The organism is Knoellia subterranea KCTC 19937, from assembly GCF_000768685.1.
Classification (GTDB): Bacteria; Actinomycetota; Actinomycetes; order Actinomycetales; family Dermatophilaceae; genus Knoellia; species Knoellia subterranea.
This window is the reverse complement of record NZ_AVPK01000001.1, coordinates 239875-264632: the sequence shown is the minus strand read 5'-3', so window position 1 is coordinate 264632 and position 24758 is coordinate 239875. Positions and strand designations below refer to the sequence as shown.

Genomic DNA, 24758 nt, shown 5'->3' with positions numbered 1-24758 from the left:
CGAGCGGACGGCATACCTGTATCTGTTCGGACCTTCGCGTCAGAGGCGCGCCGCACCGTGGTCGGGAGCGCTCCGCTGGGTGCCGCGCTCCCGCGCCCCGCGCTCCGTGGCGGACACGCCGGCCGGAGCCGTCGTGTGGTACTCGAACGTGCCGGTCACGTCCATGATCATGGGCGTGCTCCCGGCCGCGTTGTGGACCCGGAAGAGGTTGCCCATGCCGACCTCGATGAAGGCGGCGTTGGCCGCGGTCTCACCCTTGGCGGCGTTGAGGTTGCTGACCGCCGGCTTGACGATGTCGTTGCTGTAGGCGGTGACGTAGGTCGCCGACGTCGGTCCGGCAGCCGTTGCATTCGCCACGAGCGCGTAGGTGAGGTCGCCCGCGACGCTGGCCGGAGCGAGCTGCTGGCGGGCCTCACCGGCTCCGAGGGGCTTGACCGGGCCACCGACACCGCTGCGGGTGTCCATGATTCGGGTCGGTGCGAGGGGGCGGAAGCGCAGTCCCTCTTCCTCTCCGACGGTGTAGACGCCCACGACGTCGACGATGATCTGGACCGAACCCGGCCCCTTGTTCATCACGTAGAACGTCGGCAACCCGTCTTCGAGGGTCACCGGGACGACGCTCATGTTCGCGACGACCTGGCCGCGGCTGTAGTTCACGGTAGAAGCGCCGGGTGCGTCGGTGGGGCCTGCAGCGACATAGCCGGAGATGCTGCCCTGGAGCACGGTGATGTTGGCCGCGAAGGCCGTGATCATCGAGTTGAACTCGGCGTAGTCACCCCACAGTCGCACTCCGTCGCCGGAGGGGATGGCGCCCGCGTCGGCGCGTGAGTCATACCACCGCTCCGGTGTGACCGTGTAGTACTGGCTGCCGGCCTGACCCGTGTTGGACGTCGTGTTGGCGTTGTAGAAGCCCAAGACGTCAGCGAGCACGTTCGTCGTGCCGGTGCTGTTGTAGATGCGGACCCGACCGTCCGTGCCGACAGGGACGGTCACGAGGTTCGCTCGGTTCGTGTAGGCCCGCACGTTGAGGCTCGAGGTGGACGGGCGAGTGGTCCCCGACGGGTAGGCCGTGAGGAACGTGTTGGTGCTCGGGCCGACGGCTGTCAGGTTGAGCACGACGGCGGACACGCCGCCGGGCACGCCACCGCGGCCGGCGACGAGCAGGGAGATCTCCCTGCCGGCGCCCACGAGGGCCTTGGGTGCGCCGTTGCCGGTGCGGGTGTCGAGGATGCGGTTCGGGTTCACCGACTGGTAGGTGCCCTGTTCGCCCTCGAAGGCGGTCGCGCCGGCGGTGGCCGTGGGGGCCGATGCGGCAGTGCCGGTGGTGGCAGCGCTCGCACCGGTGGTGGCGAGTGCGGCGCTGATCATGGTGGCCGCGGCGGTGGCCGCGACAAAGCGAGTCCTGGTGGACATGGGTGGATCTCCCCTCGGATGGTGCCGGCTCCAATGCCGGCGATCGGACTGTAGAGCAGAACGCCGACACCGGGAAGGGATGCGCGAAATTGTGATGAGCCGGTCCTCGGTCCGTGCTCGGAAGGAGGGTCGCCCGGCGCGTTCTGCCCTCAGCGGACAAAGGCAACTCGCCCGGTGTCGAGGGCGTTCAATGGGTTGCGTCGACGGTGCTGGCAGGTAGCGTCGGACGTGTTGCATCCGGCCCGGGCATCGGGACCGAGGGGCGACGCACCAGCCGTCTGCACGAAGGGACCTGAACACGTGGCACGAGTGGGAGAGACCAGCGATCTGCTGAAGTGCTCGTTCTGTGGCAAGTCCCAGAAGCAGGTCAAGAAGCTCATCGCGGGACCCGCGGTCTACATCTGCGACGAGTGCATCGAGCTGTGCAACGAGATCATCGAGGAGGAGCTCGCCGAGTCCTCCGACCTCGGCGGTCTGGACGAGCTCCCCAAGCCGCGCGAGATCTTCGACTTCCTGCAGCAATACATCATCGGTCAGGACGTCGCGAAGCGTGCGCTGGCCGTCGCGGTCTACAACCACTACAAGCGCATTCAGGCGGGTGAGGGCGCCGGCAAGAAGGACGCCGACCACGTCGACATCGCGAAGTCCAACATCCTCCTCATCGGCCCGACCGGCTGCGGCAAGACCTATCTCGCGCAGACGCTGGCCAAGATGCTCAACGTCCCCTTCGCCATCGCCGATGCCACGGCCCTGACGGAGGCCGGCTACGTCGGCGAGGACGTCGAGAACATCCTCCTCAAGCTCATCCAGGCCGCGGACTACGACGTCAAGAAGGCCGAGACGGGCATCATCTACATCGACGAGGTCGACAAGATCGCGCGCAAGAGCGAGAACCCGTCGATCACCCGCGACGTCTCCGGCGAGGGCGTGCAGCAGGCGCTGCTCAAGATCCTCGAGGGCACGACCGCGAGCGTCCCGCCCCAGGGTGGGCGCAAGCACCCGCACCAGGAGTTCATCCAGATCGACACGACCAATGTGCTCTTCATCGTGGGTGGCGCCTTCGCCGGCCTCGAGAAGCTCATCGAGTCGCGCAACGGCAAGAAGGGCCTGGGGTTCGGCTCCGAGCTGCACACCCCCAAGGACCTCGCCGAGTCGATCCACGAGGTCATGCCCGAGGACCTGATGAAGTTCGGCCTGATCCCCGAGTTCATCGGCCGCCTCCCCGTCATCACGACGGTCGCGCCGCTCGACATCAGCGCCCTGACCGAGATCCTCACGCAGCCGCGCAACGCGCTCGTGAAGCAGTACCAGAAGATGTTCCGCATCGACGGGGTCGAGCTCGAGTTCACCGACGAGGCCATCGAGGCCGTGGCGGAGCAGGCGCAGTCACGCGGCACCGGAGCTCGTGGACTGCGCGCGATCATGGAGGAAGTCCTCCTCCCGGTCATGTTCGACGTGCCCAGCGACGACGAGATCACCAAGGTCGTCGTCACCGACGAGGTCGTCCGCAAGAACGTGCTGCCGACAATCGTCCGTCGCGACGCCGGGCCCAAGCGTCGGAAGCGCACGGCCTGAACCACGAGGAGCGGGCCGAGATCGACCGGGCACGCGCCTGGTCGATCGAACTCCGGGCGGTTCACACACGTCTGCGGAATGCCTTGGAACTCGTCCGGGCCGGCCTCGACGAGGGCGCGGACCGAGACACCCTCGCCGCGGACCTGCTGCTCTACTGCCACGGCTTCTGCGCCGCCCTCGACGGGCACCACCGCAGTGAGGACGCCGCCCTGTTCCCGCAAATCGCAGCCGCCCGCCCTGACCTGGCGCCCGTCCTGGCCAAACTCAGCCAGGACCACAGCATGATGGACCACCTCATCCGTGGGCTCGAGCACTCGCTCACCTCGGGAGCCGACAGCGACACGGTCCTCGGTCATCTCGAGGGTCTGGGCGCGATCATGGAGAGCCACTTCGGCTATGAGGAGCGGTCGCTCCTGTCCGTCCTCGACGAGATTCCGCTCGAACTCACACCCGCCGACGCGTTCGGTGCCATCGCCGGCTGACTCCGGTTCGGCTGCTGCCCCAACCACACGGCCAGCGAGAGGATCGCGAGAGCGGCCACCGCGGCATACGTGATCAGGGGAACGCCGGCCGGCGGACGGGCCGACTCGGCCGCGAGCACGGCCCACACGGGGATCGACAGGCCGACGACGGTGAGGCTGCGGCGCAGCCAGCGCCGCAGAGTTGCCGACGGCAGGTGTGCCGCGGGCGGCAGCGCACTGGACAGGGCCGCCGCGAGATGGATCGTGAGCAGCGCGATCGCCGCCACGACGATGAGCCCCCACTCGCCAGCGCCCGTCGGGACGGCGACGTTCGCGAGCCAATTGAGGCAGTGCAGCCCCATGAGCACTGCGGGGAGGCGTGAGGCAGGCGCGACGACGGCCCACGGCGTCGCCGCGAGCACGACGAGCGTCCCGACCACGGTGCCCTGGGAGAAGACACCCTCGGACGACGCCACGGCGGCCAGCACGGTGAGACCGATCGAGGCCACGACCATGGCGGCACGCAGCCCGCGCTGCGAACGCGAGGTGGACGAGGAGGGCGAGGTCATCGCGAGACCAGTCGTGGTGAACGGTGCTGGCGACCGATGTCGCGCAGGACGAGGTCGAGGGTTCCCGGTCCGACCCACGTGACGATGGGTACGCCACTGAGTTGGGCGCGCTGCATCTCGCGGGTGCGTTCCAGGAGCCGCAGGCGCCAGGCGAGCCGGGCACCGACGGACACGTCGTGTTCGGGCACGAGGCCGGACAGTTCGTCGTCGCCGAGGTCCGGGGCGATCATCGACCGGGGCAGGGTGTCGACGACGACGGTGGGTGTGCCCCGCCGGGCCAGGGCCGCGGCGTGGGCAAGGACGCCGACGGAGATTGCGGGTGTGAAGACGACGACGAGTGTTCCGGCCGAGACGGGATGGCGCAATTGACCCTGAAGCCGCTTCTCGTCGACGACGCCACCGTCGGCGACGCGCACCCTCGCGAGGACGTCGAGGAGGCGCCGCAACTGGTTGCTGCCCAAGCCGGGGGAGATGGGCGGGCTGTGGTGAGCGCCGAGAACCTGAAGTCCCACGCGGTCGCCGACCCGCAGATAGTGCTCGGCGACCGCGGCGGCGGCACGAACGGCGTTGTCGAGACTGCTGTCGTCGCCGTCGAGACCGGTGCTGCGGCCCAGGTCCTGCATCGCGTCGACGAGCAGCAGGATCTCGCTGTCCTCGTCCGCGAACGTCGTGGCGACGTGGAGTTCTCCGGTGCGCACCGACACCGGCCAGTGGATTCGGCGCAATCGGTCGCCGAACCGGAAGGCCCGGACGTCGGCGATCTCGGTGCCGTCGCCGCGTCGCCGGGAGCGACTGCGGCCGACGAGACCGTCCGGGTCAGGGACGGGGGCCCGGGCCGCGAAGGCCTCGGGCAGGGGAACGGTGGGGACGAGCGTGCCCTCGACCGGAGGCGGCGCCCACCGGAAGGAGCCGAAGGCGCTGCTCACGGCGCAGGTCGCCGGCCCGAGTCGGCGCAGGCCCCACCGCGTGCTCTGGCAGAGCACATCGAGCTGCTGGGGCGGACCCGGCACGGACCCCAGCGCCACCGACTGGCTCGTGGGCGTGTAGCGGGTGAAGGCGGTCTCGGTGACGGCGAGGCCGACCTCTTCGACGCCGTCCCCGGGCTCGATCGTGGCGGTCCAGGCGGTCGTCTGCCCCTCGCGCAGCACGGAGTGCCGCAGCCACGTGTGGACGACCGGTTCGGTCGACGGTCGGCGGAGGAGGGACCACACTGCGACGATCACGAGAGGAGTGCCCAGAGCCACCGCGTCGGGTCGCCGCAACATCACCCCGAGCGAGACCAACAGCACTCCGAGCACACTCACCCGGGCCAGGGCAGGCGTCACCTGCCATCGTGCCGACAGCCGACTCCCGGGCAGCGCCTCGGTCGAGACGTCGTCGCTCATGGGCCCTGGTGACCCGGCGGTCGCTCGAACGCGGAGGAGCCGCCGGCCGGGGACGGTCGCTCGAACCCGGACTGCGCCTGTGTCTCCGCCGGCGTCTCCGGACGCCCTGACGCACCAGCGTCCCGGCCGCTCGTCGGTGACGGGGTCGGCACGCTCGACAGGATCGAGGAGATGACGCTCTCGGCGGTCACGTCGTTGATCCACAGTTCCGGCCGCACCGTGACGCGGTGGTCGAGGCACGCGTGAGCCACGGCCTTGACATCCTCGGGGGTGACGTAGTCACGGCCGCGGATCACGGCATACGCCCGGCTTGTCAGCATGAGCGCAAGGGAGCCGCGAGGGGAAGCGCCGAGGACGAGACTCGCGTGCGTGCGCGTGGCCGCGGCGAGGCGCACGCAATACCGTCCGACGCCCTCGTTGACCGTCACCGTCTCGACGGCGCGCTGGAGGTCGATGAGTCCGGCCGCGTCGCTCACGGCAGGGATCGTCTGGGCCTCCTGCTGGCGCTCGATGCGGCGACGCAGCACCTCCCATTCCTGACCCGCCTCGGGATAGCCGAACGAGACCCGCAGCAGGAACCGGTCGAGCTGCGCCTCGGGCAGGGGATAGGTGCCTTCGTACTCGACCGGGTTCGCCGTTGCGAGGACGTGGAAGGGCCGCTTGAGCGCGAACGTCTCTCCCTCGACGGTGATCTGACCCTCCTGCATGGCCTCGAGCAGCGCCGCCTGCGTCTTGGGCGGGGTGCGGTTGATCTCGTCGGCGAGGAGGAGTTGCGTGAAGAGCGGGCCCCGCCGGAACACGAACTCGTGCGTGCGCTGGTCATAGATGAAGGCTCCGGTCAGGTCGCTCGGAAGCAGGTCAGGGGTGAACTGGGCGCGCGCGAAATCGAGGCCGAGGGCCTGAGCGAACGACCGGGCGGCGAGGGTCTTGCCCAGTCCGGGGAAGTCCTCCATGAGGACGTGCCCGCCCGCGAGGACCCCGGCGAGGACGAGTTCGAGGCTCGCACGTTTGCCGACGACCGCACGCTCGACGGCGGCGAGGATGCGAGCCGCCCGGTCCGTGACCTCGTGCAGTGGTGGTGTCTCGCTCACTCAGATCTCCTCGAGGGTGGTGACGAACGAGGTGAGTTCGTCGGCGGTGGGGTTGTGCGGCTGCGCCGCTGTCAGGTATGCCGTGAGTTCCGTTCCGAGGACGCGCGTCACGTCCGGGTCGGCCGGGTCCACGGCGAGGCCTCGGGTTGCGAGGCTGGCCTCGGCCAACGAGCGCAGGGTGGCGCGCACCGACGCGCGTGCCTGCCCGTCGCCGGTCAGGGCGGTGTCGATGGTGCGAGCGAGTGCGGTGATGCGGCGGTCCTGGCCCCGGGGCCGGGGCGCAGCGCCGGAACTGGTCGTCCACTCGATGGCTCGGTGATCACGCACCAACCAGGTGAGGAGGACGAGCACCGCGAACAGGAGCGAGGCGGCCCCCACGAGGAGCATCGCGCGGTCGGCGACGGGGAAGGCCATGAGGATCAGCCCGAGCGCTGCAGCGACTCCGACGGCGGCGAGGATCTCGTGACCGCGCAGCACCTGCAGGAGACGGGCGCTCATCGGTCCTGCCCCGTCGAGGGCTCTGGAGTGTCGGCGACACCGACGCCGGCACCGGCACCGACGTCGGCACCGGCGGCCGCGAACTGGAGTGGGACGGCCAGGTCTTCCCGGATGCGTTGGAGCGCCGCGCGAGCCGCTGCCCGGTGGTGTTCGCCGATGGGATGCACCGAGAACCGGGCTTCGCGATAGAGCGCGGCCAAGGACTCGATCGTATTGCGGTCGACGTCGTAGTCGGCGAGGACAGCTCCCACGAGCTCGGCGGGGGTGCGCGATCGGTCGTCATCGACGCCGACGGCAACCGCGGTGCGCTCGAGGGCCAACCAGGCGTTGATGACGGCCTCGCTGGACGTCCCTCGATCGAGTTCGGCCTCGCTGGAGCGCAGTCCGTCGACGAGGACGTCGGGGAGAACGCCGGCGCGGACCTCCTCCTTGGGCTGCACGACGTCCCGGCGCAGCCGTCGCAGGAAGGCGCGGACGAGGAGGTAGGCGATGGTGGCGACGAGCAGCACGAGCAGGAGGCGCAGCGTCCACACGACGACCTCGGTCACGATGTGGCTGCTCTCGGCGCCGTCCTGCCGCGGGCCGGCCTGGCTGCCGTTGTCGGTCTGACCCTGGTCGAACACTTCGCCGTGCTCCTCGGTGGCCGGCGGCCCCATCGTGGGACGCGTGAACGCCGAGATGCTCCCGGCGCCGGACACCCAGGCGCTGAGCAGGAGCGCGCAGGCGGTTCCCACGCCCCAGGCCCATTCCCGTCGCCCCATGGTGGGGGAGCCTACGACGCCACGTACCCGCTGGAGCGGCATCGGCGGCATCTTGTCCGGGCTGTTAGGTTGACCCGGGCACCTCGGAGGGTGGGGTGGAGACGCAGGGGAGAGAAGGCATGACGGAGCTGCAGCGCGCGGGAAACCCGGGTCCGGGAGACATCGTTGGCAGCGTCGGCGAGATCAGCTTCACGCCGACCGCGATCCACGTCCCCGGACAGACGATCCCGATGGCCGGCTCGACGTGGATCGTGCGGGACCAGACGCGAACCGAGCGCTTCCTGCCGACCTGGGCGATCGTGTGCGCGATCGTCTTCTTCCTCGCCTGCTTCCTCGGACTCCTGTTCCTCGCGGTGAAGGAGACCCGGATCGTGGGGTACTACGAGGTCGAGGTCACGAACGGTCCCCGCCGGTACGTCACGCAGATTCCGGCCACTCAGACCACCCTCGCCCACGTCCGGCAGAACGTCGACTACGCGCGCTCCCTGTCGACCTGGGCGGAGCAGAACGGCGGCTCGCCCGCCTGACCGGCAGTCGGGTGCTGGCGCGAGGCACCGACGACCGGCCAAGATGACGGGGTGGCGACCGCATACCGACTCCGCGCCGGTGACACCGGCCCGGTGCAGCAGTCACCGGTGACGTGTGGGTCGGCGTGCCTCACCGTGGCCCGGATGCTCGTCGATCCGCTCTTCGCGAGTTGGGTCCGCACGGGGGCTCCGCACCTGCCGGGGTCGCCGAGTGGCGCCACCGAGAAGGAACGATTCGCCGGCTACGAGCGCGTCGTCATGTCCCGCACGAACGGGCTCTTCGCCGGGCACCGGCGGCTCAACACTCCCTGGCCGCGGGCGCTGGGCACGCCGCCGTGGGGAGCCAAGCGCGAGCTCGAGTTCGGTGCCTCCACGCGCGGCACCCTCTACGACGTCGCGACGATCCGGCACCTGTCCGGGGAGAGCCTCGCGAACGCGTTCGACCATCTCATCGACGTCGTCGCGGAAGGGGAGCCCGGGCTGCTCTATGTCGGCAATGCGCAGTTGCCGCGCCACGTCGTCCTCGTTCTGCCCGGTGACGGTGACCGGGTGCTCGATGTCTACGACCCGGGCACGGGTCGCGTCGACCACCTTCGACGTGACGCCGTGGTGACCCACCGACTGGGCCTCAGTGGCTGGAACGTGCCCTGGTTCGTCGTCCAGCCCACGGGCCACGGACGCATCCGCGCCTTCGCCGCCAAGCGTTCACTGGGCGGGGTTCGGGCGACCTCGAGCGCCTGACCCCCGCGCTTCGCGCTGCGCCACACCCAGCGTCATCAGGGCCAGGGCCCCGAGATACGTCAGCATGACCCAGAACCCGCTCTGCGGGACTTCGATGCGCGGCACGAACTCACCCACGGCGAGCAGACCGTCGGAGATGAGGAACGCGATGCCTCCCAGCCCCGCCAGCATGTCGACGCCCCGGGCGAGCAGCGCCATCAGAGCCAGCGCACCGGCATACACGGCAATGCCGATCGTGAGCGGTCCCGCCTCGGCCGCGCAGGCGACCACCATGACGACCGCGATCGCGACGTAGAGCCACGCAATTCGACTGTGCAGCAACGATTCTCGTCGCCATGGCCAGAAGCCGACGATGAAGAACATGTGCGCGACGAGGAACGCGAGCATGAGCACGATGAAGGTGACCGACTCGGGGACGAAGTCGGGGAGCGAGTCACCGAGCCACGACCAGACGAGCCCGGCGGCGGCGTAGCGGGTGAGGCGCGACCGCAGCCGGGTCAGCCCGAGGAGTGCGACCAGGAGGCAGGGCACGGCCAGCCACTGGGTGAGGTTGGCCGTCCCGTCGGCACCGCGCAGTTGCGCGCCGAGGTGAACGAGACAGACGACCGTGTATGCCGTGAGCGCGCCCACCGCGATCGGCGCCCCTCCCAGCGCGGCCGGGAGCGAGGGATCCGTGGCCGGCCGCGGGGAGGGCGCCGTCGAGGTCACTGCTGGGGCTTCGGCTTCTCCACGGGGATGAGCTCGACGTCGCTCGCGCCCCAGGCGTCGGCGGCGACGAGGTCGAGAGACCCGGTGATCTTGCCGGCGGCGCGCAGGTCCTGCTCACCGGCCCGCACGTGGTCGAGCAACGCCTCGGGGCCGCCGAGCGTGATGCGGGCGACCTCTGCGCGCATCGACAACTTGGCCTCGGACTTGCTCTTGCGGACGGTCGCGAGGGCCGCGCCGACGGCACCGAGCATGGTCGGGTCGACGGCGTCGCCGCTCCAGCCGATCTCGTCGGCCGTCGGCCACGCGGTCACGTGGACCGAGCCCTCGTGCCACCACGACCACACCTCTTCGGTGACGTAGGGGAGGAAGGGGCCGAGGAGGCGCAGGAGCACGTCGAGCGCGATGCGGAGCGTGGCGCGCGCGGAGGCCGCCTCGTCGTCGCCCTGGGCGCCGTAGGCGCGGTCCTTGACGAGCTCGAGGTAGTCGTCGCAGAACGTCCAGAAGAAGGTCTCGGTCACCTCGAGCGAGCGGGTGTAGTCCCACGACTCGAAGCCGGACGTGGCCTTCTCGACCACGTCGCGCAGCCCGGCGAGCAGCGCCCGGTCGAGCGAGTTGGTGACGAGCGCACCGAGGTCGCCGTCCACCTCTCCGAACGAGAGCGCGAACTTCGACGCGTTGAGGACCTTGATCGCGAGGCGGCGGCCGACCTTCATCTGACCCACGTCGTAGGCCGCGTCGGTGCCGAGACGACCCGAGGCCGCCCAGTAGCGCACGGCGTCGGCCGAGTGCTCCTTGAGGACGTCCTCGGGCGTGACGACGTTGCCCTTGGACTTGCTCATCTTCTTGCGGTCCGGGTCGAGGATCCAGCCACTGATGGCCGCGTTGGTCCAGGGAACGGTGCCGTGCTCGAAGAACGAACGCACGACGGTCGAGAAGAGCCAGGTGCGGATGATGTCGTGACCCTGCGGTCGCACGTCCATCGGGAAGACCTTGTCGAAGATCGGATCCGTTGTGACAGAACCGTTCTCGTCGACCTGACGCCATCCAGCGGCGATTTGCGGGGAGAGCGACGAGGTCGCCCAGGTGTCGAGCACGTCGGGGTCGCCGATGAACCCGCCGGCCTGACCGCGCTGCGACTCGTCGTATCCCTCCGGCGCCTGAGCCGCCGGGTCGACGGGCAGGGAGGCCTCGGACGGCACGATCACCTTGTCCCACACCGGTTCGCCGTCGGCGTCGAGCGGGTACCAGACGGGGATCGGGACGCCGAAGAATCGCTGGCGCGAGATGAGCCAGTCACCGTTGAGGCCGGCGACCCAGTTGGCGTAGCGCGCCTGCATGAACGACGGGTGGAAGTCGATCGCCTGACCCTGAGCAATCAAGGCCTCGTTGAGGTCTGTGCCGTTCCTTTCGAAGTCCCGCCCACCGTTGCGGATGTACCACTGGCGCGACGTGACGATCTCGAGGGGCTTCTCGCCACGCTCGTAGAAGTTCGCCTTGCGCTGGGTCGCCTTCGGCTCACCGTCGAGGTCGCCCGACTCGCGCAGGGCGTCGACGACCGTCTCACGCGCCGAGTGGACGGTCTTGCCCACGAGCTCACCGAAGAGCGCCTCGCCCGGACGGCCGGCGATCCACTCCGGCGTCTCGGCCTGGATGCGGCCCTGACGGGTGATGACCGAACGCGTCGGCAGCTGCAGCTCGCGCCACCACATGACGTCGGTGAGGTCACCGAAGGTGCAGCACATCGCGATGCCGGCGCCCTTGTCCATCTCGGCGGCCGGGTGCGCGAGCACCGGGACCTCGACCCCGAACAGTGGCGAGCGGACCGTGGAACCGAACAGGTCGGCATACCTCTCGTCGTCCGGGTGGGCGATGAGCGCGACGACCGACGGGATGAGCTCCGGCCGCGTCGTCTCGATATGAATGGGTCCATTCGAAGAGTGGAACGCGACCCGGTGGTACGCACCCGGGTAGTCGCGCGCCTCGAGCTCGGCCTGGGCGACGGCCGTCTGGAACGTCACGTCCCACAGACCCGGCGCCTCCGCCTGGTAGGCCTCACCGCGGGACAGGTTGCGCAGGAACGCCTGCTGCGCCGTGGCGCGCGAGTGGTCGTCGATCGTGCGGTAGGAGATGTCCCAGTCGAAGGACTGACCGAGGCGACGGAAGAGCGACTCGAACGCCTTCTCGTCCTCGACGGTCAGCTCGTCGCAGAGCTCGATGAAGTTCTGTCGCGAGATCGGCAGCGCGTCACCGGCACGCAGGCTCTTCGCGTCACCGCGATGCGGCGGCTCGAAGCCGGGGTCGTGGGGGAGCGAGGCGTCGCCGCGCACGCCGTAGTAGTTCTGGACGCGCTTCTCGGTCGGCAGACCGTTGTCGTCCCAGCCGATCGGGTAGAAGACGTTGAACCCGGCCATGCGCTTGTAGCGCGCCATGCAGTCGGTGTGCGTGTAGGAGAACACGTGACCCATGTGCAGGCTGCCCGACGCGGTCGGCGGGGGAGTGTCGATCGAGAAGACCTGCTGGCGCTCGCCCGCGAGGGCGGCCTCCCGGTCGAAGCGGTAGGTCTGCTCCTGCGCCCATACCTGCCCCCACTTGTCCTCGAGTCCGTCCAGCGAGGGACGCTCCGGGATCGTGGCAGCGCGAGATGGCGTGAGGTCAGCAGACATGGGCGCGATTCTCCCAGAACGTCACCCGTGCTCCCAACCGGGTTCCGGAGGTCGGGTATGCCGTCCGCCCACGACCGCGCCTGACCCCCGTATGGCCTTCCCCTGTGAGACGGCACAGGCGGGACACGGGCGGCTACGCGCGGCCCGAACGGGATATCTGGGGAGGGTGCCATGGCTGGCAACGCAAAGGTCCGACACCGTGATCAGGGGGTGCGTTCAGCTCTGGCTGGGGTGGCCATGACCGCCGTGCTCGGGGCTGCCCTCGTCGCGCCACCGGCCGCGTCGGCGGACCAACTGGACGACGGCCAGTGGGGGCGGTCGGCGATGGGTGTCGACGAGCTGAACCGGGTGGGGACCGGCAAGGGCATCACGATCGCGCTCATTGACAGCCCCCTCGACTCGAGCGTGCCCAAACTGAAGGGGCGTGTGGCCTCGACGACGACGGAGTGTCTCGCCCCCGGCGGTGGTCGCCAGAAGTCGACGGCGCGGGACAAATCCGCGGATCACGCCACGAGCATGGCGTCACTCATCGTTGGCTCTGGCAAGGGCGGCGGCCGGCGGCAGGGGGTCGCCGGCATCGCTCCCGAGGCGACGCTGCGGCATTACGCCGTCATGTTTCCGTTGGTGAACAGCTCTGACCCGCTCGGCTGCGGGCTCAGCGACCCGTCCATCGACAACCTGTCCCAGGCGACTGCCCGGGCGATGCGGCAGGCGATCAAGGACGGCGCCAAGGTCATCAGCGTCAGCCTGTCGATGAGCTATACCGAGCAACTCGTCGATGCCCTCCTGGAGGCCTACCGCGCGGGGGTTGTCCGTCCGTTCGCGGGCTCCGGTGAGGTCACCGTTCCGACAGTAGCGAACCACATGGGCCGCTGCCTGTCGGCCGAACCTACGGCACCGTAGGCTGGGGTCCATGGAACCCGTGTACTCCTCGGTCATCACCACAGCCCGTGGCGTCTTCGCCGCGCAGGGCCTGAAGTTCCGCATGGAGGGTGAGGACAACGTGCCCCGCACCGGAGGGGCGGTCATGGCGATCAACCACACCGGATATTTCGACTTCACGTATGCCGGCCTCGCCGCCCGCAAGAGCAAGCGCCTCGTGCGCTTCATGGCCAAGCAGTCGATCTTCTCCCACCGCGTCGCGGGCCCGCTCATGCGCGGCATGAAGCACATCCCGGTGGACCGCAAGGACGGTCGGGCCTCGTTCTATCGCGCTGTCCAGGCGCTCAAGGATGGTGAGATCGTCGGCGTCTTCCCGGAGGCGACGATGTCGCGGTCCTTCGAGCTCAAGGAGTTCAAGCCGGGCGCGGTGCGGATGGCGCAGGAGGCCGGTGTGCCGATCCTGCCGACGACGCTGTGGGGTTCACAGCGGGTGTGGAGCAAGAACGTCCCCAAGCACATGGGGCGCAGCGGGATCCCCATCTTCATCACGGTGGGAGCCCCGATCCACGTCGCGCCGGACGCCAACCGTGCCGAGGCGACGGCGCACCTCCAGGAGGTCATGACGGCCCAGCTGCACGCGCAGCAGGCGGCCTACCCCGAGCTCACGGGCGATGACCTCATCTACCAGCCGGCTCGGCTGGGTGGGCAGGCGCCAACGCCCGACGAGGCGAAGGCCCAGGACCACCACGACATGAACCGGACCGTCGACAAGTTCAACAAGGGGCGCAAGGCCTGACCCCTGCGGGTCGGGGCAAGCAGGGTCTCAGACCGGGTGACCGAGGTGCGCCAGCGCCTGCCGCAGCAGGACACCGTGGCCGCGGTCCATCTCGGCGAGGACACCGGGGGCCAGCGCCTCGTCCGGCGTGAGCCAGGCGAGGTCCAGCGCATCCTGCTGCGGCGCACAGTCGCCGGTCACCGGGACGACGAAGGCCAGGGACACGGCGTGCTGGCGCGGGTCATGGAAGGGCGTGACGCCCGGCGTGGGGAAGTACTCGGCCACGGTGAACGGCACGGGCGACGTCGGCACCGCCGGCAGCGCCATGGGCCCGAGGTCCTTCTCGAGGTGACGGAGCAGGGCGTCCCGGACGCGCTCGTGGTACATCACGCGCCCGGACACGAGCTCGCGCTGGATCTCACCCTCGGTGTTGGCCCGGAGCAGGAGTCCCACGGCGGCGACGGCGCCACGCTCGTCGACCCGGACCGGCACGGCGTCGACGTAGAGGATGGGCAGCCGCTCCCGCGCACTGTCGAGTTCCTCGCGGCTCAACCAGGCAGGGGTGTTGTCGGTCTCGAGAGGGGCCATGCTCGCGATTGTGCCAAAGCGCCGACCTCGCGTCTCCGCAGGTCCGGCACGCTCGCCCTCAGCCTGCGACAGGTGTGGACTCGGTGAACTCGACCGGCGCCTCGAACGCCGCCTTGCGTGCGGCCCGGCGCAGGGTGCGGAGCACGACCCGACCGGTGAGTGCGATGAGGACGATGTTGGTGAGGGCCCGACCGATGTCCCACCCGAGTGAGGTGGCCAGCGAATAGACGAGGAAGCGGTGCAGGTTCTCGACAACGGGCGCGCCGGCCACGAACGACAACTCGCCGTCGAGACCGGTGGTGAACGGCCAGAACATGAGGTTGAGCGCGACGCCATAGAGCAGCGCGGACACCGCCCCCCAGGCCGCGAGCATCGCGATTTCGGCGCGTCCCCGCAGCGGCGGGAGCAGCCCCGCGCCCAGCCCGACCCACGCGGCGCCGAGCATCTGGAAGGGCAGCCATGGACCGACACCACCCGTGATCAGGGCCGAGGCGAAGAGTGTCGTCGAGCCCAGCACGAAGCCGAAGCCCGCGCCGAACACGCGCCCGCCGAGGATGAGGAGGAAGAACACGGTCTCGAGCCCGGCCGTCCCCGCACCAATGGGTCGCAGCGCGGCACCGACGGCCGAGAGGACGCCGAGCATCGCGATGGCCTTGACGTCGAGGCCGCCTTCGGAGATCTCCGCGAGCACCACCGCCAGGAGCAGCGGCATGAGCAGGGAGAAGACGAGCGGAGCGTCGGTCGAGTGCCCGAGGGAGGACCCGGGGTCGACGATGAGGGGCCACCCGAACGCGACCACACCGGCAAGGCTCACCGCGACGATGGCCGCGATGGACCGTGGGCGCAGCCGGATCGCCCGCGCGCCTCTGGGCAGGTCAGCGGAACGGGGAGGGTTGGCGAACGCGGTCACGATGGCTCCGGGACGGCATACCGGACGTCGTCGACGGTGAGCCACGGCTGAGGCGCGGTGATCTTCGAGACCTGCGGGGCGAAGGCAGGACTGGAGACGACGACGTCGCGCGTCGGGCCGTCGGCGACGACCTCTCCGGAGGCCATGACCACGACCCGGTCTGCGGTCTCGGCGACGAATTCGACGTCGTGCGTGGACACGACGACGCTGCGGCCGCGCGCGGTGAGGCCGTGCAGGGCCCGCCGGAGGGCGGCCTTGCCGGAGTAGTCGAGGCCTCGGGTCGGTTCGTCGAGCAGCAGCACGGGCGGGTCGGCCGTGAGTTGGACGGCCAGGACGAGTGCCAGTCGTTGCCCTTCGGAGAGGTCACGTGGGTGACGATCATCGGGTATGCCGGGTGCCAGGTCGTCGAGAAGGCTGCGGCAGGTCCCGGGGTCGCGACCGCTCTCGCGGTCCGCTTGGTCGCACTCGGCGCCGACCGTGTCGAGATAGAGGAGGTCCGCGGCCGACTGGGGTACGAGTCCGACGTGTCGACGACGCTGGGCGGCGTCGAGGGAGCGGACGTCGATCGCCTGTCCCGCAATGGAATTCGTCATGCGGACCGTGCCCTTGGTCAGGGCGCCCGTGCCCTGGATGGCCCAGAGCAGCGAGGACTTGCCGGCGCCGTTGCGGCCCATCAGGGCGGTGACCTCGCCAGAGCGGAGGGTGAGGTCGACGTCAGCCACGGCGACGACGCCGTCGTGCCGGACGACGATGCCCCTGGCCTCGAGGAGTGCTTCGCCCTCGTGCGGGTGCCCAGCAGGGGCAGCCGCTTCACCGGCGGAGTGTTGACCGGTGGCGGGTTGCCCGGGCGGGAGCTGGCGCCACGACCTGGCCCGACGGCGGGCGTCCCGAACGGAGAGGGGGAGTGGCGACCAGCCCGCCCATCGCCCGAGTTCGATCACGGGTGGAGCGACCTCCGCGGTGAGCATGACCTCCGCCGGATCGCCCTGTGTCACAACGCCATTCGTGCCGATATGGACGACGGTGTCGGCGTACTGGAGGACGCGCTCGATGCGGTGCTCGGCGACGACGACCGTCACGGCCAGGTCGTGGGCCAGTCGGGTGATCGTCGCGAGCACGTCCTCCGCACCGGTCGGGTCGAGTGCCGACGTGGGTTCGTCGAGAACGATGACCTTGGGGTGCGTCGTCAGGACTGCACCGATCGCCACGCGCTGCTGCTCGCCGCCCGAGAGTTCGGTGAGGGCGGCGCTCCGGAGATCGGCGATGCCGAGGACGTCGAGCGTCTCCTCGACGCGCTTGCGCATCGTCGCGCTGGAGAGCCCGAGCTGCTCCATGCCGTAGGCGAGTTCCTCCTCGACGGTGTCGGTGACGAACCCGGCGAGTGGGTCCTGTCCGACGACGCCGATGAGGTCGGCCAGATCGCGCGGTCGGTGCTCCCGGGTGTCGCGGCCGTTGATGCGGACATGACCGGCGAGGGTGCCGCCGGTGAAGTGGGGGACCCGGCCCGTCAGGGCTCCGAGGAGGGTCGACTTCCCGGATCCGGTGCGTCCGATGACCAGCGCCAGCTCGCCCTCGTCGATCTCGAGGGTCACGTCACGCAGTGCCGGTTGGTCGGCCCCGTCGAAGGTCACGGACACGTGGTCGAACTCGATCATGACTGCACCCTCTCCGACTTCTTGCCCCGGTGGGACACGGTGAGAGGGCCTTCGGCCCGATCGACGTGTCCCACCGGGGCAAGAAGTCGCCCCTGGCCGCGGGTGGGGGCGGCCGGCGGGGTCGGGGTGAGGAACGCCGGCAGGGCGGCCACGAGGAAGCCCGCCACAGCGAGAAGGGGAAGCGCGGGCGCGGCGAGGGGAGACAACGGCATACCCAATGACGCGGCATCGCCGCGCGCGACGAAGTGCACCGCAACCGCAGCGAGCACCCCGGAGGCGACCGTGAGCCACTCCGGCCAGAGCCACGGGTCGGGACGGTGGGTGGAACGGGCGTTGGCGTGGCCGCCGAGCCAGATTCCGGTGAGGGACAGGGCAATTCCCACGGCGAGGGCCGGCACGCCCATCCACGCCGGCGTCGTGTCGTCGAGGACCCCGTAGATGCCGACGGCACTCGCGACGAGGCCGCCCAACGTGCACGCCCCGGTGAGGAGTCGCTGGGTCGGGGACACGACGCGGCGTCGACCGTAGCCCCGCGAGTCCATCGCTGCAGCCAGGAGCAGGGAGCGGTCGAGGGTGTCCTCGAGGACGGGCAGGGCGATGCGGGGCAGAGCCCTGATTCCGCGCGAGGTGTCGCCACGCAGGGCCCGCGCCCGCATGACTCGCTGCACGCTCTCGGCGAGCTGGGGCGCCACCGTGATCGTGACGACGACGGCCGAACCCACCTCGCTCAGCGCACCGGGAAGGCTGCGCAGCAGGCGCTTCGGGTTCGCGAGGGCGTTGGCGGCACCGACGCAGGCGATCATGACGGCGAGGCGGAGCCCGTCGACGATGGCGCCGAGCAGGCCCTCGAGTCGGACGTCGCCGAGCAGGTTGATGCCTGCGGCCCATGACGGGAGCGTCACCTCGGGGAGCGGCAGGAGGACCGTGTCGCCCGACTTCAGGCCCACGAGGACGTGCAGGAGGGCGCGCACGACGACGATGAAGAGACCGAGCCAGAGATAGAGGCGGAACGACTTCGCCCACGGTGAACTGCCACGGCGGGACGTGACGACCAGCGCAGCCACGCCGAGTGCCGTGAGGAGCAGCACGGGGTTGGTCACGCCACTGACGGCGACGGCCAGGCCGATGGCCCACCCCCACCACGCTGCGGGGTGCACGGCGCGGGGGAGGAGGGCAGTCATGGGCTGGTCACGAGACGAGTGTCCCGCCGGTCACGGCTGAGGGCGGGACGTGGCGCGTCGGCGAAGGGCCACCGCAGCGACCGCGGCGGCGAGGGCGAGTAGCAGCACGCCGCCACCGACGAGCCGGCCCGAACTTCCCGAGCCGGTGGTCAGCGGCTTCTGGGCCGCGACGGTGCCCGTGTCCGTCGGGTTGGGGCTGGACGCCGATGCCGAGGTCCCGGGAGGGGCTGCGGCCGTGGCCGTGCCGCTGGGCGCCGCAGCACTGCCGCCGGGCGTGCTCGTCGCGGCGGAGCCAGGGGGCGTCGTCGCGGAGGTTCCCGGAGTGGTCGCGCTCGTCGGAGCCCGGGAGGGGGCACGCGGGGTCACCGTCGTCTGTCGCGGTGCCGTCGTGGTCGGTCGGGGCGTCGCGGTCGTGGGCTGGGGCGTCGCCGTGGGCTTCGGGGTGGACGGGGACGCAGGGCCCACGGAGGGTGCCGATCCCGATCCGAAGCGGAAACCGATCGAGGAACCGGGCGCCGGGTTGTAGCTCCCCGCGCCGCTCTGGCTGTAGGTCCACGATCCGCCCGCCGGACCGTGGAAGAACGCCCAGTAGGCGCTCCCGGGAGGCGTGCGCGTGCAGTTGGTGTTCGGGTAGCCGTTGATCTGGCACACGAACCCCGGTTGGGTCGCGACCTCGGTGACCGACGCGACGGCGCGAAGGGCACTCAGGGCGCTGCTCGGGTCACCCGAGACGCAGTGCGTCGAGGTTCCCTCGGCCGACTGGATGACGACCGAGACGCCCGAGGTGGTCGAACAGACCGCGGCACTGGCCGGGGCACTCGCCCCGACCAGGCCGGCGGTCAGCAGGGTCGCCGCGATGAGCGACCCGAGGACGCGACGTACCACCGTCACTGGTGGGCGCCCCTCCGTCGGGCCACGAGAAGGGTTGCGGCACCTGCAAGGAGCAGCGCGGCGCCGACGGTCAACGGCCAGACCACGGACGCGCCGGTGTAGGCCAGGCCGGGGCCACCGGCCGTGGGGGACTGCGTCGCCGTCGGGGTGGCGGACCCAGTCGTGCTCGGGGTCTGCGTGGGCGTCACCGAAGAGGTGGCGGTCGGCGTGGCCGACGGGGAGGCGGAGCCGGTCGGGGTCGGCGTCGTGGTGCACGTGAGCGCGGGCGCCGTGGCCACGGACCCCTCGGACGTGACGTCGAGCAGGGATCCGGCCGCGAGGCCCAGAGTCGCCTGCGGCGTGGCGCGGAGCAGCTTGTCGAAGGCGTCCTTGTCGCTCGGGTTCGCGAGGAGTGTGGCGCGGTCGGCGGCGGTGAAGGCGATGCCGCCGCGCAGGGCCGCCGGGGCCGAGCAGTCGAACTGGAAGTCCGCGAGGAACGCCTGCGCCTTGGCCAGCGCGGTGGTGCGACCACCGGCCGCGAAGGCCTGGGCTGCCACACCCACGGTGTTCGTGTTGGCCTGGCCGTCCTGGTTGAGGAGGCTGCCGTCCGCGGCCTGCTTGCCGACGAGGAAGTCGAGGGCCTTGACCGTGCGGGCGTCGTCCGGGCCGTAGCGGCCGACGAGGGCCTGAGCGGCGAACGCCGTGGCGTCGAGGTCGCTCACGCAGGTGCTCGCGTCGACGTCGCCGCGGAAACCACCGTCGGCGCACTGCTGGTCGAGGAGGAAGTCCATCGCGACGTCCGGGACCTCACCCGTGGCCCGACCGACACCGATCAGGGCGAGGGACTGACCGATCGTGTTGGAGTAGTCGCACACGTCGAACCCGCAGCCCGTCGCCGGGAGGTCGGAGAAACGGCCCGGCTCGGCGGCACCCAGCGAGTCGTTGAGCAGCACGTCGACGAGGTCGACACCGCCGAAGTCCGTGACGTCGGCGCCGTGGGCCACGGCGGCAAGGAGCGCCTTGCCGGCCGGCCCGGCGTAGAGCGAACCGAAGTCCGTCCCGATGTAGCCACCGACGTTGTCGGCGAGGTAGTCCATGGCGTTGTCGGCACCGTCGAGGCCGACCTTCGCACCGTCGAGGCCGAGGATCGCGTCGATGGTGTTGCCGCCGTCGAAGTACGTTGAGGCCGGGTAGTTGTAGTGGTCACCGTTGGCCGCGAGAGTGCGCACCATGAAGGCTCCGGCGTGGGCCGCCTGCTGCGTGGGGCTGCCCGCGATCCGACCGGCGCGCTTCCCGCTGCGGCCGAAGGGCGAGGTCTCGCCGACCACCGACGGGGAGGTGCTGGGCGACGTCTCGGCGCTGCTGGACGGCGCCTCGTTCGGGGTCTTGGTCGGGGTCTCGGTCGCACCGGGGCTGGTCGAGGCGGCGGGGGCGCTCGTGGTCGCGCCGGGAGTCGCGGTGGCGCTCGGGGTGGTGCTCGCGGAGGTGGTCGGGCTGGGAGCCGGCGTGGTCTCGGCGAGGGCGGCGGACGGCATACCCAGGGCGAGGGCAGCCAGCGCCAACGGCGCGGCGACGCGCACGCGAAGTGCGGAGCGGAACATGTGGGTGAAGCCTTCCTCAGCGGTTCGTGACGATCGCCCGAACCCGGCCGTGGAGGCTGTCCGGGCTCCGTCCCGTGACCTCGACGGGTGTGTGTGGAGCCGCTCGCGCCTGCGTGGTGGTCCGGCTCGCCGCCCTCACGGGAGGCCTACGGTTGCGGGTCAGCGCCGGACTTGGACCGGCTTTCCCCCGCGGACGCGGTTGGTGTCACCGAGGGGTCGGCGACGGGGCGAGTCTAACGCGCTCGAAGGCGCCACCCAACTGCCGTTAGACTGGGCTCACAGGCGTCTGAGCCGTCATCAGCGGCGAGCCTTCGGAAGAACGGCGGGTCCGCCCGCTCACTAGAACCGAACGTCCGGGTCACGTCACGATCTTTGGCAAGAGCGGTCGTATGCCGTCCGCCCACCTCGGTGCCCGAGGCGGGGGTCGTGTGCGGCAAGCGAGGTGGTACCGCGGAGGTGCGCGGCCGGCATACACCGGTTGGCCTTTCGTCCTCGTCCCGACGACGCGACGACCGCAGGAGCCACCCGACATGACCTATCCCAAGGTCTCCTCCTCCACTTCCTCCACCAGCCAGCCCGGCGCAGCCTTCGGCGTCTCGCCGAGCCCGCGCTTCTCGGAGATCGAGGAGCGCATCCTGTCGTTCTGGGCGGAGGACGACACGTTCCGAGCGTCCGTCGAGCAGCGTGACGCGGGCGAGAACGGCGAGAACGAGTTCGTCTTCTACGACGGTCCGCCGTTCGCCAACGGGCTGCCGCACTACGGGCACCTGCTCACCGGCTACGTCAAGGACCTCGTGCCGCGCTACCAGACGATGCGTGGCCGCCGGGTCGAGCGCCGCTTCGGCTGGGACACCCACGGCCTGCCCGCCGAGCTCGAGGCGATGAGCCAGCTCGGCATCAAGACCAAGGACGAGATCGTCGAGCTCGGCATCGAGAAGTTCAACGCCGCCTGCCGCGCGTCGGTGCTCAAGTACACCGACGAGTGGCGCGACTACGTCACCCGCCAGGCGCGCTGGGTCGACTTCGACAACGACTACAAGACGCTCAACCCGACCTTCATGGAGTCGGTCATCTGGGCGTTCAAGGGGCTCCACGACAAGGGCCTCGTCTATGAGGGCTTTCGCGTGCTGCCCTACTGCTGGAACGACCAGACGCCGCTGTCCAACCACGAGCTGCGCATGGACGACGACGTCTACAAGATGCGGCAGGACCCGGCGGTGACGGTGGGCTACCTGCTCGACTCGACGGGTGCGGACCCGGTGCTCGACGGCGCCCACCTCCTCGTGTGGACGACGACGCCGTGGACGCTGCCGAGCAACCTCGCGGCGATGGTCGGCTCCGAGATCGACTACGTCGTCGTCGAGGCGCCGGTGCCGGGGAGCGAGGAGTCGGGTGTCACTGCTCGTTACGTCCTGGCCGAGGCGCGCCTGGGTCACTACGCCCGCGAGCTCGGCGAGACGCCCAACGTGCTCGGTCGCTACAAGGGCGCCGACCTCGTGGGGCGTACCTACACGCCGCCGTTCTCCTACTACGCCGGTCACGAGAACGCCTTCCGCATCGTTGCCGCGGACGACGCCGTGACGACGACCGACGGAACCGGTGTCGTCCACACCGCCGGTGCGTTCGGTGAGGTCGACAAGGAGGTCACCGACCGCGAGGGCATCGAGCCGGTCATGCCGGTCGGGTCCGACGGCGCCTTCACGTTCCCCGTCGCGGAGTACGAAGGCATGCTCGTCTTCGACGCCAACGCGCCGATCATCGACCACCTCAAGGCGGCGACGCGCGGGACGGGAGAGCTCGGCTCGGTGACGCCGGGGACGATCCTGCTGCGCCGCGAGACCTACGACCACTCCTACCCGCACTGCTGGCGCTGCCGCGAGCCCCTCATCTACAAGGGTGTCTCGTCGTGGTTCGTCGAGGTGACGAAGTTCAAGGACCGCATGGTCGAGCTCAACCAGCAGATCGAGTGGATGCCCGAGCACGTCAAGGACGGGCAGTTCGGTCGCTGGCTCGAGAACGCCCGCGACTGGTCGATCACGCGAAATCGGTTCTGGGGCAGCCCTGTTCCCGTCTGGCGCTCGGACAACCCCGAGTACCCACGCATCGACGTCTACGGCTCCTTCGAGGAACTCGAGCGCGACTTCGGGCGCCTGCCGCTCAACGCTGACGGCGAGCCCGACCTGCACCGTCCGTTCATCGACGAGCTCACCCGACCCAACCCGGACGACCCGACCGGCCAGTCGACGATGCGCCGCGTCGAGGACGTCATGGACGTCTGGTTCGACTCCGGCTCGATGTCCTACGCGCAGGTCCACTACCCGTTCGAGAACGCCGACTGGTTCGAGCACCACTTCCCGGGCGACTTCATCGTCGAATACATCGGCCAGACGCGCGGCTGGTTCTACACGATGCACGTCCTCGCGACGGCGCTCTTCGACCGTCCGGCGTTCACGTCGGTCATCTGCCACGGCATCGTCCTGGGCAACGACGGCCAGAAGATGAGCAAGTCGCTGCGCAACTACCCGGACGTCTCCGAGGTGTTCAACCGCGACGGAGCCGACGCGATGCGCTGGTTCCTCATGTCCTCGCCGATCCTGCGCGGTGGCAACCTCATCGTCACCGAGGAGGGCATCCGCGAGGGCGTCCGCCAGGTGCTCATCCCGCTCTGGAACTCCTGGTACTTCTTCTCGCTCTACGCCAACGCCTTCGGTGGTGGCGGTGACGGAGAAGCCGGGTATGCCGCCCGCTCGTCGACGGCGTCCACCGCACCTCTCGATCGCTACCTGTTGGCGAAGCTGCGCCAGCTCGTCGAGACGACGACGGCCCAGCTCGACGGGCTCGACGTCGCCGGTGCGTGCGACTCGGTGCGCGGGTTCGTCGACGTGCTGACGAACTGGTACATCCGTCGGTCGCGGGAACGCTTCTGGGACACCGGTTCCGAGGAGGGTGCGGCAGACACGAAGGCGGCGTTCGACACCCTCTACACGACCCTCGAGGTCCTCACCCGCGTCACGGCTCCGTTGCTCCCGCTCGTCTCCGAGGAGATCTGGCGCGGACTGACGGGGGAGCGCTCGGTGCACCTCGCCGACTGGCCGACGGTCGACGAGCTCCCGGCGGACGACGAGCTCGTCGCCCGGATGGACCAGGCCAGGACGATCTGCTCGGTGGCTTCGTCGCTGCGCAAGTCCGAGAAGCTGCGCGTGCGTCTGCCCCTGCGCGATCTCACGGTCGTCGTGCCGGACGCTGCGTCCCTCAAGGACTTCGCCGGGATCATCGCCGACGAGGTCAACGTCCGTCAGGTCTCGCTCCTCGACCTGGATGCGGTGGGGGACAGCGATTTCGGCGTCACCCAGCGCCTCACCGTCAACGCTCGTGCAGCCGGTCCGCGCCTCGGCCGTGACGTCCAGACCGCCATCAAGGGTTCGAAGTCCGGCGACTGGTCGGTGGCCGAGGACGGCACCGTCACCTCCGGTGGGCTTGAGCTCGTCGAGGGTGAGTACGTCCTCGAGACCGTTGTCGAGGGCGGCGGCGAGGGTTCGCGCGCCACTGCGGTCCTGCCCGGTGGTGGGTTCGTCGTGCTCGACACCGAGGTCACGCCGGAGCTCGCGGCCGAGGGCCTGGCCCGCGACGTCATCCGCGCCGTGCAGCAGGCTCGTCGCGACGCCGGCCTCGACGTGAGCGACCGCATCTCCCTCACCGTCACCGGGTCGCAGGCCGTGTGGGAGGCGACCGTCGCCCACCAGGCGCTCATCGTCGAAGAGACGTTGGCGACCCAGTTCGGTTCGGCTCCCCAGCTCGACGCGATCCCCGCGGGCAACGGTGCCTCCGAGGCCACCGTCGGTGACGGCGAGCAGGTCCGCATCCTCGTGAGCAAGCTCGGCTGATCCATGCCCGTCCGTCCGCG

General features: G+C 70.1%; 21 protein-coding genes. 7 read left to right on the top strand and 14 right to left on the bottom strand.

All coding sequences use genetic code 11. The annotated features are described in order from the left end of the window. Positions 1-39: 39 nt before the first annotated feature. On the bottom strand, positions 40-1413 hold the full coding sequence (locus N803_RS01255) for a hypothetical protein (protein WP_035901911.1): 1374 nt from the start codon (positions 1411-1413) through the stop codon (positions 40-42). A gap of 300 nt (positions 1414-1713) precedes the next feature. Between N803_RS01255 and clpX the strand changes: the two genes are divergently transcribed. Further along, positions 1714-2988: an ATP-dependent Clp protease ATP-binding subunit ClpX gene (clpX, locus tag N803_RS01250; protein ID WP_035901909.1), complete on the top strand. Its 1275-nt coding sequence runs from the start codon at positions 1714-1716 to the stop codon at positions 2986-2988. 83 nt (positions 2989-3071) lie between these two features. Further along, a complete protein-coding gene (locus tag N803_RS01245; protein ID WP_245616938.1) occupies positions 3072-3470 on the top strand; it encodes a hemerythrin domain-containing protein in 399 nt (132 codons plus the stop codon). Here N803_RS01245 and N803_RS17255 read toward each other — a convergent pair. Genes N803_RS17255 through N803_RS17250 form a run of 5 tightly spaced genes read right to left on the bottom strand, consistent with a single transcriptional unit; the run spans position 3383 to position 7753 of the window. Further along, positions 3383-4018, bottom strand: coding sequence for a hypothetical protein (locus N803_RS17255; RefSeq protein WP_052111585.1), 636 nt, complete (start codon positions 4016-4018; stop codon positions 3383-3385). The genes N803_RS01245 and N803_RS17255 overlap by 88 nt on opposite strands. Continuing rightward, positions 4015-5403, bottom strand: coding sequence for a DUF58 domain-containing protein (locus N803_RS01235; protein ID WP_052111584.1), 1389 nt, complete (start codon positions 5401-5403; stop codon positions 4015-4017). The genes N803_RS17255 and N803_RS01235 overlap by 4 nt, the downstream gene beginning before the upstream one ends. Beyond that, positions 5400-6494 carry an AAA family ATPase gene (locus N803_RS01230; RefSeq protein ID WP_245616937.1) on the bottom strand — a complete coding sequence of 365 codons (1095 nt, stop codon included), beginning with the start codon at positions 6492-6494 and terminating at the stop codon, positions 5400-5402. Before N803_RS01230 ends, N803_RS01235 begins: the two co-directional genes overlap by 4 nt. Next, the gene (locus N803_RS01225; RefSeq protein WP_035901903.1) at positions 6495-6992 is read right to left on the bottom strand and encodes a hypothetical protein; all 498 of its coding nucleotides are present in this window, start codon (positions 6990-6992) and stop codon (positions 6495-6497) included. Then, on the bottom strand, positions 6989-7753 hold the full coding sequence (locus N803_RS17250) for a DUF4129 domain-containing protein (RefSeq protein ID WP_169743019.1): 765 nt from the start codon (positions 7751-7753) through the stop codon (positions 6989-6991). Before N803_RS17250 ends, N803_RS01225 begins: the two co-directional genes overlap by 4 nt. Before the next feature lie 119 nt (positions 7754-7872). On the opposite strand from N803_RS17250, the gene N803_RS01215 reads away from it, so the two are divergent. Both N803_RS01215 and N803_RS01210 read left to right on the top strand, forming a co-directional pair. Beyond that, positions 7873-8280, top strand: coding sequence for a hypothetical protein (locus N803_RS01215; RefSeq protein WP_052111582.1), 408 nt, complete (start codon positions 7873-7875; stop codon positions 8278-8280). A 51-nt stretch (positions 8281-8331) separates the two neighbouring features. Further along, on the top strand, positions 8332-9021 hold the full coding sequence (locus tag N803_RS01210; protein ID WP_052111581.1) for a hypothetical protein: 690 nt from the start codon (positions 8332-8334) through the stop codon (positions 9019-9021). On the opposite strand, the gene N803_RS01205 is transcribed toward N803_RS01210, so the two are convergent. Both N803_RS01205 and valS read right to left on the bottom strand, forming a co-directional pair. Beyond that, the gene (locus tag N803_RS01205; RefSeq protein ID WP_052111580.1) at positions 8986-9729 is read right to left on the bottom strand and encodes a lysoplasmalogenase family protein; all 744 of its coding nucleotides are present in this window, start codon (positions 9727-9729) and stop codon (positions 8986-8988) included. The genes N803_RS01210 and N803_RS01205 overlap by 36 nt on opposite strands. After that, on the bottom strand, positions 9726-12392 hold the full coding sequence (gene valS / locus N803_RS01200; RefSeq protein ID WP_035901901.1) for a valine--tRNA ligase: 2667 nt from the start codon (positions 12390-12392) through the stop codon (positions 9726-9728). Before valS ends, N803_RS01205 begins: the two co-directional genes overlap by 4 nt. A 171-nt stretch (positions 12393-12563) precedes the next feature. Here valS and N803_RS01195 point away from each other — a divergent pair, with 171 nt between their 5' ends. Beyond that, positions 12564-13295 (top strand): S8 family serine peptidase, encoded by a 732-nt coding sequence (locus N803_RS01195; protein WP_156969608.1) that lies wholly within the window; start codon positions 12564-12566, stop codon positions 13293-13295. Positions 13296-13305: 10 nt separating this feature from the next. Continuing rightward, positions 13306-14070 (top strand): lysophospholipid acyltransferase family protein, encoded by a 765-nt coding sequence (locus N803_RS01190; RefSeq protein ID WP_035901896.1) that lies wholly within the window; start codon positions 13306-13308, stop codon positions 14068-14070. Positions 14071-14097: 27 nt separating this feature from the next. On the opposite strand, the gene N803_RS01185 is transcribed toward N803_RS01190, so the two are convergent. The 6 genes from N803_RS01185 to N803_RS18990 are packed head-to-tail and all read right to left on the bottom strand — an operon-like array spanning position 14098 to position 20854. After that, positions 14098-14637, bottom strand: a complete 540-nt coding sequence (locus N803_RS01185; protein ID WP_035901895.1) for an NUDIX hydrolase family protein — start codon at positions 14635-14637, stop codon at positions 14098-14100. A gap of 58 nt (positions 14638-14695) precedes the next feature. Then, a complete protein-coding gene (locus N803_RS01180) occupies positions 14696-15547 on the bottom strand; it encodes an ECF transporter S component (RefSeq protein ID WP_245616936.1) in 852 nt (283 codons plus the stop codon). After that, positions 15544-17202 (bottom strand): ABC transporter ATP-binding protein, encoded by a 1659-nt coding sequence (locus tag N803_RS01175; protein ID WP_035901893.1) that lies wholly within the window; start codon positions 17200-17202, stop codon positions 15544-15546. Before N803_RS01175 ends, N803_RS01180 begins: the two co-directional genes overlap by 4 nt. Continuing rightward, positions 17199-18383, bottom strand: coding sequence for an energy-coupling factor transporter transmembrane component T (locus N803_RS01170; RefSeq protein ID WP_084763904.1), 1185 nt, complete (start codon positions 18381-18383; stop codon positions 17199-17201). Before N803_RS01170 ends, N803_RS01175 begins: the two co-directional genes overlap by 4 nt. A 30-nt stretch (positions 18384-18413) precedes the next feature. Continuing rightward, on the bottom strand, positions 18414-19274 hold the full coding sequence (locus tag N803_RS01165; RefSeq protein ID WP_035901890.1) for a hypothetical protein: 861 nt from the start codon (positions 19272-19274) through the stop codon (positions 18414-18416). Beyond that, a complete protein-coding gene (locus tag N803_RS18990; RefSeq protein ID WP_052111579.1) occupies positions 19271-20854 on the bottom strand; it encodes a prenyltransferase/squalene oxidase repeat-containing protein in 1584 nt (527 codons plus the stop codon). The genes N803_RS01165 and N803_RS18990 overlap by 4 nt, the downstream gene beginning before the upstream one ends. A 530-nt stretch (positions 20855-21384) precedes the next feature. Here N803_RS18990 and ileS point away from each other — a divergent pair. After that, on the top strand, positions 21385-24738 hold the full coding sequence (ileS, locus tag N803_RS01150; RefSeq protein ID WP_035901885.1) for an isoleucine--tRNA ligase: 3354 nt from the start codon (positions 21385-21387) through the stop codon (positions 24736-24738). Positions 24739-24758: the final 20 nt, after the last annotated feature.

What these genes read in the sequence shown, in the direction of transcription:
- N803_RS01195 (WP_156969608.1), top strand. Translation starts at nt 12,564, where the DNA reads ATGGCTGGCAACGCAAAGGTCCGACACCGTGATCAGGGGGTGCGTTCA.
- N803_RS01185 (WP_035901895.1), bottom strand. Translation starts at nt 14,637, where the DNA reads ATGGCCCCTCTCGAGACCGACAACACCCCTGCCTGGTTGAGCCGCGAG.
- N803_RS01225 (WP_035901903.1), bottom strand. Translation starts at nt 6,992, where the DNA reads ATGAGCGCCCGTCTCCTGCAGGTGCTGCGCGGTCACGAGATCCTCGCC.
- N803_RS17250 (WP_169743019.1), bottom strand. Translation starts at nt 7,753, where the DNA reads ATGGGGCGACGGGAATGGGCCTGGGGCGTGGGAACCGCCTGCGCGCTC.
- N803_RS17255 (WP_052111585.1), bottom strand. Translation starts at nt 4,018, where the DNA reads ATGACCTCGCCCTCCTCGTCCACCTCGCGTTCGCAGCGCGGGCTGCGT.
- N803_RS01170 (WP_084763904.1), bottom strand. Translation starts at nt 18,383, where the DNA reads ATGACTGCCCTCCTCCCCCGCGCCGTGCACCCCGCAGCGTGGTGGGGG.
- N803_RS01215 (WP_052111582.1), top strand. Translation starts at nt 7,873, where the DNA reads ATGACGGAGCTGCAGCGCGCGGGAAACCCGGGTCCGGGAGACATCGTT.
- N803_RS01255 (WP_035901911.1), bottom strand. Translation starts at nt 1,413, where the DNA reads ATGTCCACCAGGACTCGCTTTGTCGCGGCCACCGCCGCGGCCACCATG.
- N803_RS01235 (WP_052111584.1), bottom strand. Translation starts at nt 5,403, where the DNA reads ATGAGCGACGACGTCTCGACCGAGGCGCTGCCCGGGAGTCGGCTGTCG.
- valS (WP_035901901.1), bottom strand. Translation starts at nt 12,392, where the DNA reads ATGTCTGCTGACCTCACGCCATCTCGCGCTGCCACGATCCCGGAGCGT.
- ileS (WP_035901885.1), top strand. Translation starts at nt 21,385, where the DNA reads ATGACCTATCCCAAGGTCTCCTCCTCCACTTCCTCCACCAGCCAGCCC.
- N803_RS18990 (WP_052111579.1), bottom strand. Translation starts at nt 20,854, where the DNA reads ATGTTCCGCTCCGCACTTCGCGTGCGCGTCGCCGCGCCGTTGGCGCTG.
- N803_RS01190 (WP_035901896.1), top strand. Translation starts at nt 13,306, where the DNA reads ATGGAACCCGTGTACTCCTCGGTCATCACCACAGCCCGTGGCGTCTTC.
- N803_RS01175 (WP_035901893.1), bottom strand. Translation starts at nt 17,202, where the DNA reads ATGATCGAGTTCGACCACGTGTCCGTGACCTTCGACGGGGCCGACCAA.